Raw genomic sequence first — 20,937 nt, 5'->3', positions numbered from 1 at the left:
CTTCAGAGGTGATCGGCATCCACCACAGCCCGGGCGAACGCTTTCGGAGCCTCTTGAGGCAAATTATGCCCAACCCCACCCTCGATCAACCGGAACTGATATTTGCCGGTAAAACGCTTGGCATAGTCCTCGGGCCTGGGGTGCGGCGCACCGTTGGCGTCGCCTTCAAGGGTGATGGTCGGCACGCTGATTGACGGCGCGGTGGCGAGTTTCTGTTCCAGCGCTGCGTATTTCGCCTCGCCCTGAACCAGACCGAGCCGCCAGCGATAGTTGAACACGGTGATGTCGACGTGATCGGGGTTCTGCAAGGCCTTGGCGCTGCGGTCGAAGGTCGCGTCATCGAACTTCCACTGTGGCGAAGCGAGTTGCCAGATCAATTTGGCGAAGTCATGGGTGTTATTCTCGTAGCCGGCGCGGCCCCGGTCGGTGGCGAAGTAGAACTGATACCACCATTGCAGTTCCGCTGCGGGCGGCAACGGGTTCTGCCCGGCAGCCTGATTGCCGATCAGATAACCGCTGACCGCCACCAGCGCCTTCACCCGTTCCGGCCAGAGCGCCGCGACGATGTCGGCCGAACGGGCGCCCCAGTCATAACCGCCGAGCACCGCTTGCTTGATCTTCAGCGCATCCATGAAGTCGATGACGTCGCTGGCCAGCGCGGCCGGTTGACTGTTGCGCAGGGTGTCTTTGGAGAGAAAGTGCGTATCGCCATAACCGCGCGCATACGGCATCAACACCCGATACCCCTTGGCTGCGAGTAACGGCGCGACGTCGTCGTAGCTGTGAATATCGTACGGCCATCCGTGCAGCAGGATGACCACCGGGCCATCGGCGGGGCCGGTTTCGGCGTACGCCACCTCAAGCACGCCGGCCTTCACGTGTTTCAGCGGGCCGAACGGCGAGGGGGTGGTGTAGCTGACGGTCGCCGGTTCGACGGTTTGCGCCTGGACGGCGCTGATTGAGCCGAACAGCGACAAGGCCAGCATCGATAAACCGACAGCGGTTTTACGCAAGGGTTGAGCCTTTTTCATGATGACGTCTCCTGCCATTGTTGGGTCAGGGGGCTGGACGAGACCCTTGAAACCTTGGCTGCATTGGAGCGCGCAGACGTATCTGCCATGTGTCGAGGGACGGCCATTTTGCAACGCGTTGTACGGTAGAGGGGCGCGTACACAGTGTGATACACGAGGCGAAGAGGGCATGGCCGCTGCCCGGTTTTCGGCAAAAATAATAAGTCGCTGTTTTAAAACAAAAAATATTTCATTGCGGGCTTCCCAAACGAAATGAATGTTGATAAATTGCGCCCCGTTCTCACAGCGATCTTCTCGGAGTCGCTGGACAGAGCTACAGGGGCGTCGCCAAGCGGTAAGGCAGCAGGTTTTGATCCTGCCATGCGTTGGTTCGAATCCAGCCGCCCCTGCCATCTATTAAAAAACGCCAACTTCGCAAGAAGTTGGCGTTTTTTTATGCCTGCGATTCGCTCAGGCAGAGCGGGGCAGGCGTGCGCGATGCCGAAGCACCGCGCACGCCCGTCACTCAGTGCGGTGCGCGCGGGATGGTTTTCATCAAGTCTTCGGGGCTGATGTGGCCGACCACGCTGCCCGGTTGCGGCAGATTGAGGATATGGCCTTTCATCTTGCCGATGATGTGCATCTCGCACGGCTTGCAGTCGAATTTCAACGTCAGCACTTCGTCGCCGTGGATCAATTGCATCGGGGCGACCTTGGTACGCACGCCGGTCACGCCTTTGGCCTGTTTCGGGCACAGGTTGAAGGAGAAACGCAGGCAGTGCTTGGTGATCATCACCGGCACTTCGCCCGGTTCTTCGTGCGCTTCATAGGCCGCGTCGATCAGCTTGACGCCGTGGCGGTGATAGAAGTCGCGCGCCTTCTGGTTGTAGACGTTGGCGAGGAAGGTCAGGTGCGAATCCGGGTACACCGGCGGCGGGCTGGTTTCGGCTTTGCGGCTGCCTCGCGGGTGGGCGGCAACACGCGCAGCCGTCAGCGCTTCGATCACTTCGCGGCGCAGGGCCTTGAGCTGCGAGTTGGGGATGAAGAACGCTTGCGGCGTATCGAGTTTGACGTCGGTGGCGTGGTACTGGGTGGTACCGAGCTGGCCGAGCAGGTCGCGCAGTTGCTCCAGCGCCTGTTCCGGTTTGTTGGCGACGCCGAACGGTCCGTTGAGGCTGACGCTGGCGCTGATGCCTTCCTCGCTGGTTGCGGTCACTTCCAGCTTATCTTCACGCAGACGGGCAACCCAGCTCAGGGCCACGCGACGTTCCGACGAGGTCTTTTGCAGCGCCTGTTGCCAGTTGTGATCGAGGTTGCGATTTAACGGGTGGTTCGGCCGTAGCTTGAACAGGCCTTCGGGCATTTCATTCGGCTCGACGCGATAGCGGTAGCGCTTCTCGCCGTCTTCTTCGAACTCGCCTTTGGCCTCAGCGATGTTGGCGCGAAAACCGACCACTTCGCGTTTGACCAGCACGTTCAGGCCGTCACCGTTGGACAGCGGTTCGTGGGTCACGACCTGCATGTCACGCTTGCCGACTTTTTCCACCGTACCGACCGGCAGGCCGGTAAAGGTTGGCGAGTCGAAAGCGCCGATGTCGATCTTGCGATCAGTGACGAAGTAATCGGTGCTGCCGCGGTGGAAGGTTTTTTCCGGGTCGGGCATGAAGAAATGCACGGTGCGGCCGCTGGAGGCGCGGGCCAGGTCCGGGCGATCTTCGAGCACATCGTCGAGGCGCTGGCGGTAATAGGCAGTGATGTTCTTCACATAGCCCATGTCCTTGTAGCGACCCTCAATCTTGAACGAACGCACGCCGGCTTCAACCAGCGCACGAATGTTCGCGCTCTGGTTGTTGTCCTTCATCGACAGCAGGTGCTTTTCGTAGGCGATCACGCCACCTTTTTCGTCTTTGAGGGTGTACGGCAAGCGGCACGCCTGGGAGCAGTCGCCACGGTTGGCACTGCGCCCGGTCTGCGCGTGGGAAATGTTGCACTGACCGGAGAAAGCCACGCACAACGCACCATGAATGAAGAATTCGATGGCCGCGTCGGTTTCATCGGCGATGGCACGGATTTCCTGCAGGTTCAGCTCGCGGGCCAGTACCAGTTGCGAAAAGCCGGCCTGATCAAGGAACTTCGCTCGCTCGAGCGTGCGGATGTCGGTCTGGGTCGAGGCGTGCAGTTCGATGGGCGGAATGTCCAGCTCCATCACGCCCAGGTCCTGGACGATCAGCGCATCGACGCCGGCGTCGTACAACTGATGGATCAGCTTGCGCGCCGGCTCCAGTTCGTTGTCGTGCAGGATGGTGTTGATGGTGGTGAAAATCCGCGCATGGTAGCGGCGGGCGAACTCCACCAGATCGGCAATTTCACCGACTTCGTTGCAGGCGTTGTGGCGCGCGCCGAAGCTCGGGCCGCCGATGTACACGGCGTCGGCGCCATGCAGGATCGCCTCACGGGCGATGGCCACGTCGCGGGCAGGGCTGAGCAATTCCAGATGATGCTTGGGCAAGGACATAGTTTTTTTAGTCAGGCAGTCACGGTCAGGCGCGCATTCTACTCGCGAAATGCACGGCGGGCACGCATGCGCTGCCCGATGGCGAAAGCCATGCTCAGTTGGCATCGGTCGGCATGGGCCAAGGGCCCGCGTCGCTCGGACGAATGCCATCTGTCAGTGGCAGATGTGCTGCCTGACCCGGCGCTTTCGCGGGCAAGCCCGCTCCCACAGTTTTTTCAGGGTGTCAGCCAGTTTCGTGGATGACCCGCTCCCATAGTTTTTCATAGTGTCGGCAGATTTCAGGAACGGCCCCGGTCCCTGTGGGAGCGGGCTTGCTCGCGAAGGGGTCATATCAGGCGACGGATCGGTTGACTGACCCGGCGCATTCGCGAGCAGGCTCGCTCCCACAGTTTTTCGGGGTGTCAGGCAGTTTCGTGGCTGGCGACAGTCCCTGTGGGAGCGAGCTTGCTCGCGAAGGGGCCATGTCAGGCGGCGCATCGGTTGACTGACCCGGCGCTTTCGCGAGCAAGCCCGCTCCCACAGTTTTTTTCGGGGTGTCAGGCAGTTTCGTGGATGTCCTCAGTCCCTGTGGGAGCGAGCCTGCTCGCGAAGGGGTCATATCAGGCGGCGCATCGGTTGACTGACCCGGCGCTTTCGCGAGCAAGCCCGCTCCCACAGTTTTTTTCGGGGTGCCAGGCAGTCTTGCGGATGGCGACAGTCCCTGTGGGAGCGGGCTTGCTCGCGAAGGGGTCATGTCAGGCGGCGCATCGGTTGCCTGACCCGGCGCTTTCGCGAGCAAGCCCGGTCCCACAGTTTTTCGGGGTGTCAGCCAGTTTTATGGATGGCGACAGTCCCTGTGGGAGCGAGCCTGCTCGCGAAGGGGCCATGTCAGGCGACAAATCTGCTCACAGGCTGAACAATCAGGCCTTGGCCGCCATTGCCGTCACTTCCACACGCATCCCCTCAACCGCCAGCGACGCCACGCCCACCGCCGCACGCACCGGCCATGGTTTGGCGAAGAAACGCTGGTAGACCTCGTTGAACGCGGCGCGATCGGCCATGTCGGTGAGGTAGATGGTCAGGTGCATGACCCGGTCCATCGAACTGCCGGCGCGCTCCAGAGCGGCTTTCAATGCTTGCAGTGTGCATTCGCTTTGCGCGGTGATATCGCCCAGTTCCAGGCTGCCGTCAGCGCGGGTCGGGATCTGCGTAGAGACCATGATCCCGCCGAAGGTGGCGACGTCGGAAGAAATCGACTCAGCGTCCGGATCGGGCGTGAACGTGATGTCTGGAGTGGTCATGGTGATCCCTTTGAACGAGTTGAGAGCGCGCCAGTTTACAGATTCCATGACGACATGGCCTGCCTGACGCGCGTCGAAACACACCTGCCTGGCAGCGCTTGAGTAAAACCGCGAAGCATTTGTATGAGCGTGTATCAATCCCGCCCGGGTATACACCGCAATAATCAACGCGGTATTCCGGACACATCCTGCGTACATGCCGTGCTCAAAGTAGGGCCACAACCACTACGTTTGAGAGGGCACTACCATGAATCGTCCACTGTTTCTTGCTACCGCCGCTGTCTTCGCTTGTCTGATCGGCACGGCACAGGCCGCTGACAGCGGGGCCATGAGCTGGCAGAAGGGGCTGAGCCGCACGGACCTGGTCCGCCAGGACGTGGGCGCGGTCGACAGCGAAGTGATCCAGGCGCGGATCGATTTCGAACCGGGTGTGACTTCGCCGAGACACGCGCACCCTGGCGTGGAAATCGCTCACGTGCTCAGCGGCACGTTCGAATACCAACTGGAAGGCCGCGCGCCGGTGATCCTCAAGGCCGGTGAGTCGTTGTTGATTCCACAAGGCGTGGCGCATGTGGCGAAAAACGTTGGCAGCGACACGGCCTCGGAACTGGCCACCTACGTCGTCAAAAAGGGCGAACCGGTGCTGATTCTCAAGCCCTGAATCAGGCGGCCGCATGATCGGATTGTGAATGGCTGCTCGGGCACCGCTCGAGCAGTCCCCACCCGTCGCCTCGCTTGAACTGTATCGGCGTTGTCGCGTCTTAATTTCGCGATATCAACCTTTATGGAAGCAATCATGCTTTTAAAGAACAAGAGTCTCGTTGCTGTAATGTCCTGCGCCCTGATGCTTGCAGCCGCGCCTCTTCTGCCTGCCGACCTGTCCGTGATGGGTTCGGCATACGCCAAAGACGGTGGCGGCGGCGGTAACGGTGGCGGCGGCGGTGGTGGTAATGGTGGTGGCAACGGTGGCGGTAACGGCGGTGGCAATGGCGGCGGCAACGCTGGCGGTCGCGGCGGCTCAAGCCACTCCGGCGATGCCGGCAGCAATCGTGGCGGAATGAGCAGCGACCCCGCCGGGAAAGCCGTTCGCGATCACGGCCTGAGCGGCAATCACTACGGCGGTGACAAGAATGCGGGCAGCAATGGCCACGGTTCGACCACGTCAGCAGTCGCCAACTCCCGAGACACTCGCGGCATCAGCAAGGCCCGGGCGATCTCGACGACCACGCCGGGCGATCACAACGCAAAAGGCTTGAGCAATGCGGGCTCCTCGGTGTCGAAGAAGTCCCACTGAGTTCCAGCATGAAAAAACAAAGCCCTGACTTGTCAGGGCTTTGTTGTATGGGCGAACCGCAAAGGCCGTTACGGTCCGTCGGCGATCAGGCCTGTTCCAGCGTCTCGGTCAGCCCCTGATCCTCGCCCAGGAAGCCGCCACTCTGGTGCTGCCAGAGCCGCGCATAGGTGCCGTTCTTTTCCAGCAATTGGGCGTGGGTGCCTTGCTCGATGATGCGCCCTTCATCCATGACAATCAGGCGATCCATGGCCGCAATCGTCGACAATCGATGGGCGATGGCGATGACCGTCTTGCCCTTCATCATCTCATCGAGACTTTCCTGAATCGCGACTTCAACTTCGGAGTCCAGCGCGCTGGTGGCCTCGTCGAGTAACAGAATCGGCGCGTTCTTGAGCATCACCCGGGCGATGGCGATACGTTGGCGCTGGCCTCCCGAAAGCTTGATGCCGCGCTCACCCACCAGGGTGTCGTAACCGTTGTGGCCTTGTTTGTCGCTCAGTTGGCTGATGAAACCGTCGGCCTGGGCATGTGCGGCGGCGCGGCGGATTTGTTCGTCGGTTGCATCCGGGCGGCCATAGGCGATGTTGTCGCGTATCGAACGGTGCAGCAGGGACGTGTCCTGCGTGACCATGCCGATTGCGCTGCGCAGGCTGTCTTGCGTGACGTGCGCGATGTTTTGCCCATCGATGCGGATCTCGCCGCTGTTCACGTCATAGAAACGCAGCAACAGATTGATCAGCGTCGATTTGCCCGCACCGGATCGGCCGACCAGGCCGATTTTTTCCCCGGCACGAATGTTCAGGCTCAAACCGTCGAGCACCTGGCGTTCACCGCTGTAGTTGAAACTCACGTTATCGAACGTCACTGCGCCGCCCGCTGGCACCAATACCTTGGCGTCCGGCGCATCCTGCACTTTCGGGCCGCGGGTCAAGGTGTCCATGCCGTCCTGCACGGTGCCGATGTTCTCGAACAGTGAAGTCATCTGCCACATGATCCAGTGCGACATGCCGTTGATGCGCAACGCCATCGCCGTGATTGCGGCCACGGCACCCGTGCCGACCTGGCCCTGGTGCCACAGCCACAGGGCGTAGCCGCCAGCGCCAAGAATCAGCCCGACCACCAGGGCCTGATTGACGATCTCGAACTGGCTGACCAGACGCATCTGGCGAAAACCGGTGAGCTTGAAATCTTCCATGGCCGCGCGCGCGAAGTGCGCTTCACGTTTGGAGTGGGAGAACAGTTTCACCGTGGTGATGTTGGTGTAGGCGTCGGCAATGCGCCCGGTCATCGACGAGCGCGCATCGGCCTGTTCCTGGCCGACCTGGCCCAGGCGCGGTACGAAATACAGCATCGCCAGGCCGAACAGCACGATCCAGGCAAGGAACGGCAGCATGAGCTTGAGGGCGAAGCCGCCGGCCAGCGCGATGATCGCAATGAAATAAACGCCAATGCCGGGCAGGATCTCGATCAGCGTGAACAGCACTTCGCGCACGGCCAGCGCTGTCTGCATCACCTTGGTCGTGACCCGGCCGGAAAACTCATCGGAGAAGAACGACAGGCTTTGTCGCAGCATCAGTCGGTGGAAATCCCAGCGCAGGCGCAGCGGCAGATTGATCGCCAGGATCTGGTGCTGCACCATCGTGCGCAGCGCCACCAGCCCGATGCTGACAACCAGCACAATGCCGATGCCCCACAGCACACGGCTTTCCTCATCGCTCGCCGCGCCCCCGGTCTGCCAGGTCGACAGCAGATCGACCACTTGCCCGAGAAAGGAAAACAGCCAGGCCTCGTAGATGGACACGCTGGCGCTGAGCAGGGCGAAGACAAGAATGTAGCGGCGCGCACCGCGCGTGCAGGCCCACAGAAACTGGAACAGACCGACTGGCGGTGGTGGGGCCTCGTCGGGAGGAAAGGGGTCAAGCCTTTGTTCAAACAGGCGAAGCATCGTGGTCTCCGAAATGATCAGGGCAGGAAAATTCTGCCATTTAACGGTTGCCTTGAGGGGTTGCAGGTTGGCCGGACAGTACCGGCCAGGTTGTGCTGCGTGTTCGAAACTCAATAGCCAAACAGTCTATACCCTACGCCGTACGATCACCCGCCCGAAGCGTTGGTTCAGTCGCAGGTCGGTAGGCGGGGATTGGCTTTCACCACGCAGGCAAAAAATCGAACTGTCGGCGTTGACCTGTCGTCCATTTTGTTAGGAACAACCAGACAAAGGGCGGGCAGAACAATGGATCAGCAGAAAAACGATCTGGTGGTGATTTGTGGCGCGAGCGCAGGCGTAGGGCGTGCCACGGCCCAGCGCTTCGCCGCCGGCGGTTACCGCATCGGCCTGCTGGCACGCGATGAAGCCGCGCTTACGGAAACATGTGCAGAACTGGCGCAGTACGGCGTCGCGGTGAAGGCCATCAGTGTCGATGTGGCCGATGCGCAAGCCGTGCAAGCGGCGGCGGATGAGCTGGAAACGCAATTGGGGCCGCTGCGGATCTGGATCAATTGCGCCATGACCACGGTGTTTTCACCCGTGGCGACACTCACCGCAGAGGAGATTCGCCGAGTCACCGAAGTGACTTATCTGGGCGCTGTTCACGGCACCCTGGCCGCCTTGCGCTTGATGCGCCCGCGTAATCAGGGGCTGATCATTCAGGTCGGCTCGGCGCTGGCCTATCGGGCGATCCCGTTGCAGGCAGCCTATTGCGCCGCGAAGTTTGCCGTGCGCGGTTTCACCGACGCGTTGCGCTGTGAACTGTTGCATGACCACAGCAGGATTCGCCTGTGCATGGTGCAACTGCCAGCGGTCAACACGCCGCAGTTCGACTGGGCACGCAACAAGCTGGAAAAGCGCCCGCAACCGGTGCCGCCTATCCACGATCCCGACGTCGCTGCCCGTGCGATTTTTAGTGTTGTGCGGCGTCCACCCCGAGAGTTGTGGCTGGGCATGGCAACGATCAAAGCAATCGTCGGAACCTGCCTGATGCCGGGCCTGCTCGACCGCATGCTGGCGCGCCAGGCCTGGTCTGGGCAGATGTGCAACGAAAGTGATGACGCCGACCGTGGCGATAATCTATACGAGGCGCAGAGCACTGACCTGCACCGCACACGCGGAAGGTTTGTCGGCCGCTCGAAGGACTCGGCGCTGGCGCTGACATCGACGCAGGTCACGGCATTGTCTGCGTTATTGGCGCTGGTGTGCGCGGCGGTGCTGTTGCTGTTTTGAACCGCCGCGGCGAAACCAGCGGTAGCCAAATCCGTTCAGTGTCAGCGCCGTGTTGGCGCTGGCCGGCGAAGGGTAGGTGCCATCTGCCAGAATCTCTTCGAACCCCTGTAGCGCCTGAATCATTGTCTGTTCAAGCGCGGCTGGATGGCGCCCGAGATTGGCCAGCATGATCGTCGTCGCCTCGCCCTCGTGGCGAATGGCAAAAACAGCCGGGTGCTCGCAGGGTAGCGAGTGCGCCGTGCCGCTGCCGACTTCCGTGAGCACGGCACGCATCTGGAAAATCGCCTGACAACGGCTGAGCAGAGATTCGGGTTTTTCCTGCTGCATCGCGACATTCAGCATTGGGTAACCGAACGGTCCCTGGTCGATCAGCGGCGCGGGAAAATTTTTCGGTGTCCCCCGGGAAAAACCGCCGTTGCGTTCAGCGTTCCACTGCATCGGCGTGCGCACCGCCAGGCGCTCGGGCCGCAGCAAATCATCGCCCATGCCGATCTCCTCGCCGTAGCGGATGATCGGCGTACCCGGCAACGACGCCAGCAGCGCGTGCGCCAGCGCCTGGTGCCGGACATCCCCGTCGAGCATGGGCGCCAGGCGCCGACGAATGCCGCGACCGTAAGCGCGCATGTGCGGTTGTGGGGCAAACACTTGCATGACTTCCTCGCGCTCCTGTTCCGTCAGGCGCTCCAGATCCAGCTCGTCATGATTTCGCAGCCACAGCGCATAACCGGTACCGTCCGGCGCTGCCGGGCGATGTTGCAAGGCACGCCACAGCGGCTCGGCGCGCGCTCGGGCGAGTGCCAGAAACACGTGATTGTTGAGCCAGAAATCCAGCGCCAGTTGCAAGCGATTGCCCGTGCCGAAGTAGTGGCGGAAGCGCGCCGGTTCGACATCCACTTCGCCCATCAGCAGGCAGTCGGGATTGATCGAGCGGGCGTGCGCCGCCAGCCGCTCCAGCAGCCACACGCCGTGCTCCTCATTGCCGCCGCCGGCCTGTTCGACCGCATGGGACGCCGCATCGAGCCGAAACCCGGCAACGCCCAGGTGCAGCCAGTGGGCGATGATCTGCTCGATCTCCTCAACCACCGCAGGATTCGCCAGGTTCAGGTCCGGCTCATGTCGGTAAAACAGATGCCGATAAAACTGCCCGGCCTGTTCATCCCATTGCCAGATGCTGTCCTCGACGCCGGGAAAGATCGGCTGGTTGCCGTCGTCAATCGGTTCGTCCGCCCAGATGAAGTAATCACGATAACGACTGGTGCGGTCCTGACGTGCCTGTTCGAACCAGGGATGTTGCTCGCTGGTGTGTTGCAACACCAATTCGAGGATGACACGCATGCCGCGCTTGTTCGCCTCGTCAATCAACAGACGAAAATCGTCTTCGCGGCCAAAACGCGGTGCGACGATCCGGTGATCGTCCACGTCATAGCCGCCGTCGCGAAACGGCGAACCAAAGATTGGCAGCAGCCAGAGCGCGCCGACACCCAGCGAGCGCAAGTAATCAAGGCGCTCGACGATGCCGGCGAGGTCGCCGCAGCCATCGTCGTTGCGGTCGGAAAACAGTGAAGGGTCGATCTGGTAGATCACCGTGGTGTGCGGCCATTCAGCGCTCATGGGCGACTCCTGTGGGACGCAATAATACGGCTTGCAGCGGACCGACAATCCCGGCAAACGGCCGGTTCTCACCGTGACGATCACTGGCGACTTCGATCAGCCAGTCACCGACCAGGGCAAAGGTGTGCTCGGCCTCGTCGAAGTTGATGCAGACAATGCGCTCGTCCTCCTCGCAGTGTCGGCGGTACGCCAGCAATTGCGGGTGCGAGGGCAGCTCCGTCCAGTCGCCGACCCGCAAGGCCGGGCTGTCCTGGCGGCAGCGCAGCAGGCGCCGGTACAGGTTGAGCGTCGAGTCGTTGGCGTTTTCCTGCGCCTGCACGGCCAGCGCGGCGGCATCTGGCGGGAAGGGCAGCCACGGCGTTTTGCCGGTCCAGCCGTGGGGCGGCTGCGCTGTCCACGGCAGCGGCGCACGGCTGCCATCGCGTCCGCCGGGGTCGACGCGGGTTTGTGCGGTCACTTGGGTGTCTTCCAGCGCGAGCTCGTCGCCCTGAAAAATAAATGGCGTACCGCGCAGGCTCAGCAGCATGACCGCCGCGGCGTGCGCCTTGGCCCGCGAACCGCCGTAGCGGCTGCGAATCCGGCTGTTGTCGTGGTTGGACAATGCCCAGGTCGGCCACGCTTGCTGCTCGCCCAGGCAACGCTCGACCTCACGGATACACAGGCGGAACACCACCGGATCCCAAGGCGCATCGAGCGGCGGAAAATTGAATGACATGTGCAACTCATCGCTGGCGCCGTAATACGCCGCAACCCGCGCGGTGGAGCGAATATTCACTTCGCCGATCAACACACGGTCGCCGGGATAACGGTCGACCAGGCGCCGTAGCCCGCGCAGCACTTCATGGCTGTAGGGCTGATCATTGATCTGCACCATGGTTTCGCCGGCCAGACAGCGTGGGTCATCGGCGAAACTCGGGTCCTTGCCGACGCAATGCACGACATCGATCCGAAAGCCGTCGACGCCGCGATCCAGCCAGAACCTCAGCACGTTGTGCATGGCTTCGACGACCTGTGGGTTATGCCAGTTGAGGTCAGGCTGCTGCGGCAAAAAGAAGTGCAGGTAATACTGCTGACTGCCTTCATCCCAGGTCCAGGCGCTGCCGCCGTCGATCGAGGCGCGCCAGTTGTTCGGCTGGTCGCGCCAGATGTACCAGTCGCGCTTGGGATTGTCGCGACTGGCGCGCGATTCGACAAACCACGGGTGCTGATCCGAGGTGTGATTGGGCACGAAATCCATCAGCACCTTGAGGCCGCGATTGTGTGCCTGCGAAACCAGTTGATCGAGGTCGGCGAGGCTGCCGAACAGCGGATCGATGCCGGTGTAATCGCAAATGTCATACCCGGCGTCACACATGGGCGACGGGTAAACCGGTGACAACCACAAGGCGCTGACGCCCAAGGCCTTGAGGTAATCGAGCCGGCCGATCAACCCGGGCAGATCGCCAACACCGTCGCCGTTGCCGTCGGCGAATGACCGTGGATACACCTGATAAATCACCACGTTTTTCCACCACGTCAAATGCGGTTCGACAGACATGGTCTTCTCCTTGCATTGACTCCCGCTGGTGCCAGGCGGCACTTGGGTGCGCAGGTTCAGGGCTGCTGGTAGTGCCCGGGGATGTTGTCGTCTTCATCGGGTTTGGTGCGTTTTTGCACTTGAACGTCACTCAGGCGCGCGTCCTTGAGTTCAGTGAAAGTGGTTTTGAGCAGCGCTTCGGCCTGTTGGGGATCGAGGGTGTCGCCGTCGTGTTCCAGCGTTCTGTTATCCGGCTGGTTGTCGATGATGAAACTGACGATGTAGCGGTGCTTTTTATCAAACATGAGTGCCGTCCTTTTTCTGATACATCAAAGGTCAAAGCTCAGCGCCTGGCTTGCCTGTCCTGATCGGCCGGCCCCGGCTTGACGCGGGCCCCGTCCTGGCGATCGGACTGTTCGCGACTCGCCCGCTGATCATCTGTCAGGCCGTCGCCGTGGTCTTCAATGTGCAGTTGTCGTTCAGGTTGATCGGAGACGTGTTCAGTCGATGTATCGCGGTTACTGGCGGACATGGGCGCACCTTCAGTTGGTGGGTTTGTGCACGCGCGAGGCAGACAAATTTTCCTCGCGCTTTTAGTGATGACGCTGCAAGCGGCAGGTTGTTCCCCTGGATTGACTGAGGCGATGGGCTGCAACGTCGATGACTGAACCGCACGCACGATGAACGGCGTTTGTGGCCGGGCGGTAGCGGTTCGCGGTGCCACACGTCGATTGGTTCGAGCAGTGTCCGTGCGAGCCGGGTCAACCTCAGACGAAGGTCGACAGCGCATCCGGCGCGAGGAAGGTTTGACATGCGTGTGCATCATTTGAATTGCGGCTGTATGTGCCCACTGGGTGGCGCTTTGTTCGATGGCTACAGTCGCGGCCTGACCGCGTCGGTGGTGTGTCACTGCCTGCTGATCGAAACCGCCAGCAACGGCTTGATTCTGGTGGACACCGGTTTCGGCCAGCAGGACGTGCAGCATCCGCAGCGCCTGAGCGGTTTTTTCAGAACGCTTAATAACATTCGCCTGGAGCACCGCTTTACCGCGCTGGAGCAGATCCGCCGGCTGGGCTTCGACGCCAACGATGTGCACCATATCTTGCTGACCCACCTGGATTTTGATCACGCCGGCGCCCTGCAGGATTTTCCACGTGCGCGCGTGCATGTCATGCAGCAGGAACTTCAGCATGCCACGCGGGCGGGTGGCTGGATCGCGCGGCGGCGCTTTGTGCCCGCGCAATGGCGCGATGTCGTGGATTGGGAGCTGTATGCCCCACAGGGCGATACCTGGTTTGGCTTTGATTCGGTGCGCGCAGTGTTCGGCGCCGAAGAAGAGGACATTTTGCTGGTACCGCTAAGCGGGCACACCGCCGGACACGCCGGCATCGCCTTGCGCACTGCCGAAGGCTGGCAACTGCACGCCGGCGATGCCTATTTTCATCATGACGAAGTGCACCTGCCCACACGCCGCTGCCCACCCGGCATGCGGCTCTACCAATACATGATGGACACCGACCGCCACGCACGCTTGCACAACCAGCAGCGCCTGCGCCAATTGGCGGCGGATCAGCGTGCGGCGGTGAAGATCTATTGCAGCCACGATGCGCGGGAACTGCAGCATGCGACCCATCCTGGCAGTGACGCAGCGGCGCGGGCGAGTGGGCAGGTGGATCGGCTTCGGCATTGGTGAAGGTTCACGGTGGTGCCGCGCCAGACGCGCCGATCAGCCCCTGTCTTGTTCTGCGCCAGCGGCCTGAACGGCGGCTCTTTCGCGGCGCCGACGAAGCCAGCTGAACAAGGCATGGACGGGATGTAAAACGGCCGCCAGCACGCCCAGCAGCATGATGATGAAAATGACAATGAGGGGAAGGCTTTCGTGCGAGAACATGGTGGGGTTACTCCTGTAGTCACTATGTCGGAACCCGCAGGGTAGACGCGTCGAAGGCTCCTCGCGATGAACGTATGTTCATCCTTGCGCGGCACAATTGTGCTACGGCAGGGCTTGCTGGATATTCGATCGGTTGCGCGACATGGCCTTGTCCGGAGCTGGCGTGGTGAAGCTTGCCGATTTTCACATCGGGGCGCGGTGCTGGTGACGGCGGGTTCGCTACTGTGCGCGCAAGCGACTCGGCAACGACAGCCGCCTCCACCATCCGTTGAGATGCTGGAGGCGGAGGGTGAACGTCCCGGGATTCAATAGAACAGGCGCTTTACGGCAGCCCTCTACAACTTGAGGCGCGTCGGTCAGCCAACAGATTTCAACGCAATCGGCCCTTTGAGCCGGTCCAGCATCGTCGCGCAATACCAGTCATCGAACTGACACACGCCGGTCTCGGCCGTTTCCGAATACGGGCCGGGCTCGTACGAGGGCGAGGTCACGCCGCGCTGGGTGCCCTCGACCAGCGTGCGGTCCTGATCATTGGTGGCAATCCATACTTTGGTCAGACGTTCGATGTCGTAGTCAATGCCTTCCACGGCGGTGTTGGGCACCAGCCATTTGGTGGTGACCAACGTCTGCGTGGCGCTGATTGGCAGAACGCGGAAACTCAGCGCGTGGTCGCCGAGGAAGTGATTCCAGGTGGAGGGGTAGTGGAAATACAGCAGCGCGCCAATGTCCGCTTCGGTGGTCTTGTCCAGGCGACCGGCCACGGCAGGTTTTCCGTCCATGGTGTAGCTGACGGCACCGGATGACAGGGGAATGCGTGTCATGCGGAACTGGCCGTTGATATCCATGACCAGCCGGCTTGGCAACCCGGCCTTCTCGCACTTGGCCCAATAGGCCGACAGCTCGGGGTCATCTTCGCCACTGATGCCACCCACCGAAAAATTGTCGACGAACGAATGCAGGAGTTCGGGGTGGGAACCGTCGCAGTGATAGCACTCGCGATTGTTTTCGAAGACCAGTTTCCAGTTGCCTTTCTCGATGATGTTCGACTCGAACGCGACTTTGCAGTTTTCAAGATAATGCGGCGCGATGAAAGGGCTGACGGCTTTGCGGAAACCGTCGAACTCAGGGGCTTTGGCGGCGACGCAGACGTAAATGTAGGTATCGACGATCTCGCAGTGAACGCTTTTGAGGTTGTATTGCGACTTGTCGAAATCCTGGCCCATGTTGCCGGCAAACAACAAGTTGCCATCCAGCTCATAAGTCCACTTGTGGTACGGGCAAACCATTTTCGCGACTTTGCCGTGGTCGGCTTCGCAGATTTTTGCGCCTCGGTGACGGCACGCGTTATGGAACGCGCGAACCTCTCCATCCTTGCCTCGGACGACGGCGACGGGATAGTCACCGATCTGCAGAGTGAAATACTGCCCCGGCTTGGTGATTTCGAACGTGTGGCCGGCAAAGATCCACTCCTTGTGCCAGATTTGCTCAAGGTCCTGACGGTAAACGCTCTCACTGCTGTAAAGCGCGCCCGGCAGTGAGTGCCACGGTTTGCGCTGTGCGATAAGGTCGAATACGGATTCGTTGTTGTTCATTGTTATCCTCCCGGGACATCAATCTTGTGCGGTCACCTTTAACCGTGACTTTTAAAAATCAGCCATCGATAGAACTCAGCCTATCGGGCGCGGGCTGATCATCACAAACGACATTTGCTAGGGGTTATCGATGATGTGTAGTTATGAGTGATTGGCTAGCGGCAAGGCCTGAACCGCTTGGAAAACTGCATCGAGGGCGCTAACAGCGCAGTTCGCTTGAGCGATGTGCCTGATCGTGGTTTTCAACGCATCACTGCGTTGATGGCCGAGGCCACGGGCGAACAGATCAAACTTTTCGTTCAGCTCTTCAGCGCTCAAAGGCGATTCGGGATCACCACGTGCGGCGGTAAGCGGACTCACCAGCACTGTGCCGTTCTTCAGCGTGACGCTCACTCGGGAGAGGATTTCGTCAGGGAATCGGGCCGAGATATCAGCGGCTTCAACAATTTCGATGCGGCGGCTCAACGCCAGAATATCCGCCGCGAAAATGGCTTCACCGGTGACTTCTTCCGGCCCCACTTTACCCCTGACAAGCAGCGCAGCGAGTGGAAAGGCAAGGGCGTATTGCGCCTGATCGGCATTGCGCGGTGTATGGCCCTGTAAACACATCGACTCGTAGAATGTTTCCACACGAAGGGTTTCAATCGAATCGGCATCGAGCAGTGGATTTTCACGCCGCAGCTCAAGCATCGCAGTCAGCGCCGGTTGTGCCCAGCGGCAGACCGGCCAGGGCTTGAAGTACTGACTGTCGATCTCCCAGCGGCCACCGACATCGACCCAATGTTCGGCGACCGTGACGTCTTCCACCGTTTCTGCCGGCGCACCGGTGATGCCTGCCATTGCCATGAACAGCGCGTTCAAACCGGTAAAGGCCCCAGCGCCATGGGCGTCGCGCAGCATCGTCGGCGCTTGCACCACGCGCATCATCGGACAACGCGCGCTGAAGTACTCGGCGATGCCCAAGGCGTGGCGAAACGTCGATTCATCCAGACCCAGCAACCGTGCTCCGGCGCAGACAACTCCGACCGCCGAGAACCCCCCGGATGCGTGATACGTCGGCGAGGTCGCCATCAATGCAGACCCGGCCCGCAACGCGGTTTCGTAACCGATGCACAAGGCAGTCAGTAACTCACGGCCGGTGATTGACTGGCCTTGATGATGCTGCGCATCGGCAAGCGCCAGCACGGCAGGCACCACGGTGGCGCCGGCGTGGCCCTTGGATTTGAAATGGCCTTCATGGGCGTCGAGGCTGTCGGCACTGAACCCGCCGGCCCAGGCTGCGCCGAGCACGTTGACACGCTGCCCGCCGAAGATCATACGGCTGTTATAAACGCCTGTCGGGTAATGTTGCTGGGCAAAGCGCCGCATCGCGACAGTGGTGTCATTGCTGGCCGCGCCGGCCATGACGCCAACGATATCCAGCAGACTGTCTTGCACGATTGCTTGGGTGTTGCGCGGAGCATCCAGAAAATCAAAGTGGCGACAGAATTCGAAGAGTGACATTCAGCAAGCCCTTCCAGTGAGTTGAGCCGGGCCGGTCTGAACCGGCGGCGCTCAACAATGAGTCAGGGCAGGGCGCCGCTCCAGCGACATTTTCGTCGGGCAATTGATAACCAAAACGCCCGAACGAGTGGCGGGTTGAGTCAACGGCGGGGAAACTTCGTCAGGATCCATTCACGAAAGCGCCGCAATTCATCTTCATTGTCCGAGTTTTCTCGACAGCTGAGGTAATGCCAGCTGTTGCGCAACTGCACCTGTTGCTCGATCGGTCGCACCAGCAGGCCTTGCTGCACCAGCGAGGTGACGAGGTGATTCCAGCCCAGGGCGATGCCCTGATGGGTGAGCACCATGCTGATCAGCAGGTTGTAATCGTTGGCATTGAAAATCTGTGGGCTGTTCGTCGGCCGGTCGTCGATATCGATGGCCTGAAACGCCAGCCACACCCCCCAGTCGACGTGTTCGGCGACTTGCGAGCGGCCGTACGGGCTGAGGTTGAGCAGCGCCGAATCGCGTACACCTTCAATGGTCGAAATCTCCGGGTGCTTCTCCAGGTACTGCGGCGTGCACACTGGATAAATCACATCGTGGCACAGCGGATAGCTTCTATAACCTTCGCGGATGCGTGAAATCTTGGTGATGAAAATGTCCGGCTGCACGCCCGGTTCCATGGTCAGAAAATTCTGCGTGGTGATCAGGTTCAGTTCGATGTCCGGGCACTGGGCGAAGAATTCCTGCAGGTGGTTCGACAGCCACAGTGCGGAAAAGGCCGGTGAGCAGCAGACCGTCAGCACTTTCTTGCTCGATTGGCTGCTGCGGATGCGTTCGGCGGCCTGGGCAATGTTAACAAACGAGAGCTGCGCGGCATCAAAGAACACCGCGCCGGCGGCGGTCAATTCAACTGCACGGCCCACGCGGGTAAACAGTTGCGCGCCCAAATAGCTTTCCAGCTCGCGAATCTGTCGGCTGATCGCAGCTTGAGAAACGCATAAAGCCTCGGCGGCACGGGTGAAGCTTTCGTATTTGGCAGCGGCGACAAATGCCTTTACAGCCCTCAAGGAAGGCATTTTCAGCAAGATAGTGTCAGGGTCGACATGCTTGGTCATTCGTACACTCTCCTAACGATACAGCTCCCCAACGAAGCGCGAGGAGGGTAACGGAACCGACCGCGGACGGCCACGCCAGCGTCGTTTTGGGAATAGACCCGGTCGCTGAGGATGCGAGGCAGCCGATCCTTCATGGCCGCTTCGCAAACCGATAACCCGACGTTATCAAATTGTCCCTGTAAATGTAGTTGGATTAAGCGGGGCGATGCTAATAGATTTGCAACATCCCTTTTTCCTGGGTCCCCAAAAATAATAAAAGGAAGCCCGTCGTGAAAACATTTATTCATTACCGCTGCCGTTCAAAAACAGTTTCGCTGATTTGCTTGTCGTGCAAAGCAAAAGAGGCGCGACGCGAAGGAGGCAAGGTATGACAAGTTCCGACGAGATCATCTGCGTAAAGAATGTTTTCAAAGTCTTTGGTACGCAGCCGGCCCTGGCGATGAAAATGATAGAAGAGGGCGCCTCGAAAGCCGAAGTATTCAAAAAGACCGGTCAGGCAATTGGTGTTTTCGATGCCAACTTCTCCGTTCGCCGAGGTGAAATCTTTGTGATCATGGGATTGTCCGGCTCCGGCAAATCGACCATGGTCCGATTGTTCAACCGGCTGATCGAACCGACCTGCGGCCACATCTTCCTCAACGGCAAGGAGATCACCGGTCTAGCCGACAAGGACTTGCTGCAGGTCCGGCGCAAGGACATGGGCATGGTCTTCCAGTCGTTCGCGCTGATGCCGCACATGAGCGTCATCGATAATGTCAGTTTCGGCCTGGAAATCAGCGGCGTCAGCGAGAAAGAGCGCTACTGCCGCGCGATGGGCGCGCTCGAGCAGGTCGGGCTGTCAGGCCAGGAGTTCAGCTTCCCGCATCAACTCTCCGGCGGTATGCAGCAACGCGTCGGTCTGGCCCGCGCCCTGGCCAACGACCCTGCCATTCTGCTGATGGATGAAGCGTTCTCGGCACTCGATCCGATGATTCGCAGCGAGATGCAGGGCGAGCTGATCAAGCTTCAGGCCGAGCAGGATCGCACCATCATTTTCATCTCCCACGACATTGAAGAGGCGGTTCGCATCGGTCATCGGATCGCGATCATGGAAGGCGGACGCGTGGTGCAGATCGGCACGCCGCGTGAATTGCTGTGCAGTCCGGCGAATAAATATGTGCGCGACTTCTTTAATGGCTTCGACACCAGTCGAATATTGAAAGCCGGCGATATAGCACAGCAGGACTCCAATGTTGTTTATCTGCCAGGCAATCAAGTAACTATCAGGGCCGAAGCTTCATTGCGCGACATCTTTCATATTGTCGCTGCCTCGGCAACACCGATGCCGGTGGTCGACGAAGTTGGCCTTTATAAAGGTTCGATTTCGCAGGGCCATTTGCTGAGTTGCCTAAGTAACAGCTGAACGCCGAAGAGTCAGGATTGATAAAAGCAGTTTTTGCGGGCGAGGTAGCACCATGTCAGATTTCAATATTCTGGATCCATTCCAGAGCATCAATATTCCCTTGGGCTCGTGGGTCGAAACCGCACTCAAATATCTGGTCAGTCACTTTCGCGAAGTCTTCCGCTCGATTCGCTGGCCGGTCGACCAGGTTCTGGATGGCGTGCAGTGGGGACTGCTTTCGGTGCCTCCCACGGTCTTTATCATCATTGCCGGACTGATCAGTTGGCAGATCGGCGGCAAGCGTATCGCCATCTTCAGCATCGCGACGCTCACCGGCCTTGGCCTGATCGGGGTATGGAACGATGCCATGGTCACGCTGGCCCTGGTGCTGACATCGCTATTGTTTTGCGCAGTCATCGGCATCCCGCTGGGCATCCTCTGTGCCCGCAGTGATCGCACCGAAATGATCATCCGTCCGGTGCTCGACGCCATGCAGACGCTGCCGGCGTTCGTTTATCTGGTGCCGGTGGTCATGCTCTTTGGCATCGGTAACGTGCCCGGAGTGATCGTCACCATCATCTTCTCTGTCGCGCCGTTGGTGCGGCTGACCAACCTCGGCATCCGCCAAGTGCCTGCGGACAAGGTCGAGGCTGCACGAGCGTTCGGCTGTACGGCCACGCAAATGTTGCTGAAAGTGCAGTTGCCGCTGGCGGCGCCGACGATGATGGCCGGACTCAACCAGACGTTGATGTTGTCGCTGTCGATGGTGGTGGTCGCCTCGATGATCTCGGTCGGTGGTTTGGGCCTGATGGTGTTGAGCGGCATCGGTCGTCTCGACATGGGCCTGGCCAGTGTTGGCGGCGCCGGGCTGGTACTGCTGGCGGTGTTCCTTGACCGGCTGACCCAGGCCATGGGTGAACGCAGCAGCGATCTGGCCACCGGTCAGCGCTGGTATGAAACCGGCCCGCTGGGGCTGGTGATGAAGCTCAGGAAAAAGAAAACCGTTGCACGTCCGGTGACGAATTAA

General features: G+C 60.3%; 18 protein-coding genes and 1 tRNA gene. 7 read left to right on the top strand and 12 right to left on the bottom strand.

Annotated elements, in window-relative coordinates; genetic code table 11:
• Positions 1–2: 2 nt before the first annotated feature.
• The gene (locus HU739_RS05360) at positions 3–1,031 is read right to left on the bottom strand and encodes an alpha/beta fold hydrolase (RefSeq protein ID WP_186551348.1); all 1,029 of its coding nucleotides are present in this window, start codon (positions 1,029–1,031) and stop codon (positions 3–5) included.
• Between the two features lie 317 nt (positions 1,032–1,348).
• Between HU739_RS05360 and HU739_RS05355 the strand changes: the two genes are divergently transcribed.
• Positions 1,349–1,423: transfer RNA gene (locus HU739_RS05355), tRNA-Gln, on the top strand.
• A gap of 113 nt (positions 1,424–1,536) precedes the next feature.
• Here HU739_RS05355 and HU739_RS05350 read toward each other — a convergent pair.
• Complete coding sequence (locus HU739_RS05350; RefSeq protein ID WP_186551349.1) at positions 1,537–3,525, bottom strand: peptidase U32 family protein; 1,989 nt, start codon at positions 3,523–3,525, stop codon at positions 1,537–1,539.
• 899 nt (positions 3,526–4,424) lie between these two features.
• On the bottom strand, positions 4,425–4,805 hold the full coding sequence (locus HU739_RS05345) for a RidA family protein (RefSeq protein ID WP_186551350.1): 381 nt from the start codon (positions 4,803–4,805) through the stop codon (positions 4,425–4,427).
• A 247-nt stretch (positions 4,806–5,052) separates the two neighbouring features.
• Here HU739_RS05345 and HU739_RS05340 point away from each other — a divergent pair, with 247 nt between their 5' ends.
• Complete coding sequence (locus tag HU739_RS05340; RefSeq protein ID WP_186551351.1) at positions 5,053–5,466, top strand: cupin domain-containing protein; 414 nt, start codon at positions 5,053–5,055, stop codon at positions 5,464–5,466.
• A gap of 135 nt (positions 5,467–5,601) precedes the next feature.
• Entirely contained in the window at positions 5,602–6,099 is a 498-nt protein-coding gene (locus HU739_RS05335; protein ID WP_186551352.1) for a hypothetical protein, read from the top strand.
• A gap of 85 nt (positions 6,100–6,184) precedes the next feature.
• Here the strand turns inward: HU739_RS05335 and HU739_RS05330 are convergent, their stop codons facing one another.
• Entirely contained in the window at positions 6,185–8,044 is a 1,860-nt protein-coding gene (locus tag HU739_RS05330) for an ABC transporter ATP-binding protein (RefSeq protein ID WP_186551353.1), read from the bottom strand.
• A gap of 285 nt (positions 8,045–8,329) precedes the next feature.
• On the opposite strand from HU739_RS05330, the gene HU739_RS05325 reads away from it, so the two are divergent.
• A complete protein-coding gene (locus tag HU739_RS05325; protein ID WP_186551354.1) occupies positions 8,330–9,316 on the top strand; it encodes an SDR family oxidoreductase in 987 nt (328 codons plus the stop codon).
• On the opposite strand, the gene HU739_RS05320 is transcribed toward HU739_RS05325, so the two are convergent.
• The 4 genes from HU739_RS05320 to HU739_RS05305 are packed head-to-tail and all read right to left on the bottom strand — an operon-like array spanning position 9,275 to position 12,975.
• Positions 9,275–10,927, bottom strand: a complete 1,653-nt coding sequence (locus HU739_RS05320) for an alpha-amylase family protein (RefSeq protein WP_186551355.1) — start codon at positions 10,925–10,927, stop codon at positions 9,275–9,277. The genes HU739_RS05325 and HU739_RS05320 overlap by 42 nt on opposite strands.
• A complete protein-coding gene (locus HU739_RS05315) occupies positions 10,917–12,464 on the bottom strand; it encodes an alpha-amylase family glycosyl hydrolase (RefSeq protein WP_186551356.1) in 1,548 nt (515 codons plus the stop codon). Before HU739_RS05315 ends, HU739_RS05320 begins: the two co-directional genes overlap by 11 nt.
• Before the next feature lie 56 nt (positions 12,465–12,520).
• On the bottom strand, positions 12,521–12,748 hold the full coding sequence (locus tag HU739_RS05310; RefSeq protein WP_186551357.1) for a hypothetical protein: 228 nt from the start codon (positions 12,746–12,748) through the stop codon (positions 12,521–12,523).
• A gap of 38 nt (positions 12,749–12,786) precedes the next feature.
• Positions 12,787–12,975 carry a hypothetical protein gene (locus HU739_RS05305; RefSeq protein ID WP_186551358.1) on the bottom strand — a complete coding sequence of 63 codons (189 nt, stop codon included), beginning with the start codon at positions 12,973–12,975 and terminating at the stop codon, positions 12,787–12,789.
• 279 nt (positions 12,976–13,254) lie between these two features.
• Here HU739_RS05305 and HU739_RS05300 point away from each other — a divergent pair, with 279 nt between their 5' ends.
• The gene (locus HU739_RS05300; RefSeq protein WP_186551359.1) at positions 13,255–14,136 is read left to right on the top strand and encodes an MBL fold metallo-hydrolase; all 882 of its coding nucleotides are present in this window, start codon (positions 13,255–13,257) and stop codon (positions 14,134–14,136) included.
• Positions 14,137–14,169: 33 nt separating this feature from the next.
• Here HU739_RS05300 and HU739_RS05295 read toward each other — a convergent pair whose 3' ends face one another.
• From HU739_RS05295 to HU739_RS05280, 4 genes are all read right to left on the bottom strand, one after another.
• Entirely contained in the window at positions 14,170–14,334 is a 165-nt protein-coding gene (locus HU739_RS05295) for a hypothetical protein (protein ID WP_186551360.1), read from the bottom strand.
• 356 nt (positions 14,335–14,690) lie between these two features.
• On the bottom strand, positions 14,691–15,926 hold the full coding sequence (locus tag HU739_RS05290) for an aromatic ring-hydroxylating oxygenase subunit alpha (RefSeq protein ID WP_186551361.1): 1,236 nt from the start codon (positions 15,924–15,926) through the stop codon (positions 14,691–14,693).
• Positions 15,927–16,067: 141 nt separating this feature from the next.
• Entirely contained in the window at positions 16,068–17,429 is a 1,362-nt protein-coding gene (locus tag HU739_RS05285) for an MmgE/PrpD family protein (protein ID WP_186551362.1), read from the bottom strand.
• Between the two features lie 140 nt (positions 17,430–17,569).
• Positions 17,570–18,529, bottom strand: coding sequence for a LysR family transcriptional regulator (locus HU739_RS05280; RefSeq protein WP_186551363.1), 960 nt, complete (start codon positions 18,527–18,529; stop codon positions 17,570–17,572).
• Positions 18,530–18,896: 367 nt separating this feature from the next.
• On the opposite strand from HU739_RS05280, the gene HU739_RS05275 reads away from it, so the two are divergent.
• Positions 18,897–19,931, top strand: coding sequence for a quaternary amine ABC transporter ATP-binding protein (locus HU739_RS05275; protein ID WP_186551388.1), 1,035 nt, complete (start codon positions 18,897–18,899; stop codon positions 19,929–19,931).
• 52 nt (positions 19,932–19,983) lie between these two features.
• A complete protein-coding gene (proW, locus tag HU739_RS05270) occupies positions 19,984–20,937 on the top strand; it encodes a glycine betaine/L-proline ABC transporter permease ProW (RefSeq protein WP_186551364.1) in 954 nt (317 codons plus the stop codon).

This window comes from Pseudomonas hamedanensis (genome assembly GCF_014268595.2).
Taxonomy (GTDB): Bacteria; Pseudomonadota; Gammaproteobacteria; order Pseudomonadales; family Pseudomonadaceae; genus Aquipseudomonas; species Aquipseudomonas hamedanensis.
The sequence above is the reverse complement of the archived record's forward strand: the minus strand, read 5'-3'. Positions and strand labels throughout refer to the sequence as shown.